Source organism: Streptomyces sp. RP5T, from assembly GCF_003933965.1.
Lineage (GTDB): Bacteria > Actinomycetota > Actinomycetes > Streptomycetales > Streptomycetaceae > Streptomyces.
In genome coordinates this window covers 1-1,739 of sequence record NZ_RSAJ01001000.1, presented here as the reverse complement: position 1 = coordinate 1,739, position 1,739 = coordinate 1, and the positions used below count along the sequence as shown (strand labels likewise).

At 74.5% G+C, this 1,739-nt stretch carries 2 protein-coding genes; both read right to left on the bottom strand.

The window, feature by feature from the left end:
* Positions 1-804 (bottom strand): ADP-ribosylglycohydrolase family protein (locus EHS43_RS43895; RefSeq protein WP_148104321.1); only part of this gene is annotated, 804 nt, incomplete at its 3' end.
* 8 nt (positions 805-812) lie between these two features.
* On the bottom strand, positions 813-1,739 hold a 927-nt coding region (locus EHS43_RS43890), incomplete at its 5' end, for an ADP-ribosylglycohydrolase family protein (protein WP_148104320.1).

The window sequence follows — 1,739 nt, the reverse complement described above, 5'->3', positions numbered from 1 at the left end:
GTAGTCGGGGCCCACCGTGTCGTAGGGAGCCACGGCGTCCCGCAGGGGCCGTAGGGCCGATTCGAAGTCCGGGTGCCGGGCGGCCACTTCGCAGACCTTCTCGATCGCCGTCCGCGTGCCGTCCTTCGCCAGCCGCAGACAGGCCGTGACGACCGAGTCGGGGGTCGCGCCCGGCTCGCAGGCCGCGGCCACCGCCGCCGCGAGGACTCCCGCCGCCTCCCGGCCGTACGACGACTGGTGGGCGCCCGCGATGTCCAGGGCCTCGGTGTAGGCGGCCCGCGGGTCGGCCGCGTTGACCAGGCCGACCGGGGCCATGTACATCGCCGCACCGCAGTTGACGATGTTGCCGACGCCTGCCTCCCGGGGGTCGACGTGACCGTAGTGGAGGCGGGCGACCAGCCACTTCTCCGCGAGGAAGACGCGTTGCAGGGGGAGGGCCTCCGCCTCCAGCTCCGGGATCCAGCGCGGGGTGGTCATCAGGTCGGGGACCAGGTGGTCGGCGATCGCGTAGGCGTCGAGGTGGTCCCTGACGCGGTCGTAGACCCGGATCAGCGCGTGGGTCATCAAGGTGTCGTCGGTGACGTGGCCGTCGCCTTTGTGGTACGGGGCGATGGGGCGGGCGGTGCGCCAGGCGTCGCCGTTCCAGGGGCCGACGATGCCGTCGACGCGGCCGGCGTGGCGTTCGAGGATCTGGTCGGGGGAGTAGCCCTCGACCGGGCCGCCGAGGGCGTCGCCCACGGCCGCGCCGACGAGGGCTCCGGTGATGCGTTCCTGGAGGGTGCTTTCCTGGTTTTTGGGCGTCATGCCCCGAATCATCCTCCTGGGAGGGGCGGTTGTGCGGCTTCCAGGAGTCCGGCGAGTTCCACCAGGTCCGTGCCGGTGAGGCGGGGCAGGGCACAGCCGGAGAGGGTGCGGCAGGTGTCCCGCCAGGTGGCGGGGATCGCGGTGGCGCCGCCGAGGGCGCCGGTCAGGGCACCCACCAGGGCCGGGGCCGAGTCGGCCACCCGGGACAGACAGGCCGCGGCGGGGACCGCCTCGGCGATGCGGCCCCGGGCGGCGGTGGCCAGGGCGAGGGCCACGGGGACGGTCTCGGCGGCCGCGATGCCGTAGCTGTAGACGTGATCGACGATCTCGTGTTCCAGGGCGGGGATCAGCGCGAAGGCGGGGCCGGTGGTCCGGGCCAGGTGCAGGGCGTGGCGGGCGTTGCGGCCGATCTCCGTCTCCTCGGGGAGCTCGGTGAGGGCCGCGGCCACACAGGCCTCGACGGGGGCGCCGGTCAGGGCCAGGGAGACGGCCGCGGCCATCGCTCTCGCTCCGTGCACACCGTCCCCGTCCTGGGTGTAGCGGGCGTCGAACTCGGCGAGGTCCGCGGCGAGTCGGGGGTCGCCGGGGTGGGCGACGGCGAGGACGCAGGCTCTGACGCAGGCCGCGTCGTCGAAGTAGTGCGGGTTGTCGTGGCCGGTGGCGGGCGGGCGCAGGCCGGTGGCGAGGTTGCCGAGTCCGGCCCGCACGGAGATGCGGGCGCGCAGCGGGATCCTGGCGGACTCGATCTCGGGTGCGCGGTCCGCTGCCGCGGCGACCTCGGCGGCGAGGGCGTTCCAGGTGAGGTCGATGGCTGCCCTCGTACGGCGTTCTCTGGTGAGGTCGCCGAGGGCGGTGTCGTCGCCTGCCCTGAGGAGGGCCTCCGCGGTGAAGGCCGCCCATTCCGCGTCGTCGGAGGGGCCGAGGCGGAGGGGTTC